This is a genomic window from Tenebrionibacter intestinalis (assembly GCF_016632365.1).
In the GTDB taxonomy this organism is placed as follows: domain Bacteria; phylum Pseudomonadota; class Gammaproteobacteria; order Enterobacterales; family Enterobacteriaceae; genus Tenebrionibacter; species Tenebrionibacter intestinalis.
In genome coordinates, this window is the sequence record NZ_JAEPBH010000145.1 from 1 (window position 1) to 879 (window position 879).

Genomic DNA, 879 nt, shown 5'->3' on the forward strand with positions numbered 1-879 from the left:
TAATCAGCACCAGGCGGACTGACTTATTGTCGTCTCATATACCACAGCTAAGGTGGTCATTTTTTAGGTGGCCGATAAATACTAATTTCCGCTTATCGCTCTTAGCGGTCCATAGGCAAAAGGCTGGCTATGTCCGTGTTGTATAAAACATGAAGGGGGTCATTATGGTGGTCAATAAAATAAAAATTAATTTAAATGGCATTAAAATCAATAAAATATAATCAATTGCGAGTCCGTCCTTCGCACCATCGGAACATCAATAGACGTCAACGGACGTCTTTTTTTGTGCCTGAAATCCAGTATCCGTAAGGCCTTACCCCGCTTTTCAGTCAACCGACGTCAATCTGAGTTACCCCACATCAACATGCTTGTGAGTATAGAACCGAGTATATATGCTGGTTCGATAATGCTTATATACTCACGGCAGCATATGGAAGGAATACCATCATGGCCCTGACTGATACCAAAGTGCGTTCGGCAAAACCTGAAGTGAAGGAATACTCACTAGTAGACGGTGATGGCATGTTTTTGCTTGTTCACCCCAATGGCTCAAAGTATTGGCGTTTCCGCTTTCGCTTTGGCGGTAAGCAGCACCTGATGGCATTTGGGGTTTATCCTGAAACATCGTTAGCGGATGCGAGACATAAGCGGGAAGAGGCCAGAAAGCTGGTAGCTGCTGGTATCGATCCTCGTGAGCATAAACGTGCTGTGAAAGAAGAGCAGGCGAAAGAGATTATTACTTTCGAGAAGGTTGCCAGAGAGTGGCTTGCGACTAACCAAAAATGGTCGGAAGATCATGAACTTACCAAGTAATAGTGGACACGCGACTAAGTGAGTAACCTCTCAACCAGAGGTGACTCACATGACAAAACCAGCGTC

At 44.7% G+C, this 879-nt stretch carries 1 pseudogene; it reads left to right on the forward strand.

What is annotated here, in order from left to right:
• Positions 1-447 precede the first annotated feature (447 nt).
• Positions 448-798: pseudogene (locus JJB97_RS18170) on the forward strand (Arm DNA-binding domain-containing protein); the annotation flags it as partial.
• Between the last annotated feature and the right edge of the window lie 81 nt (positions 799-879).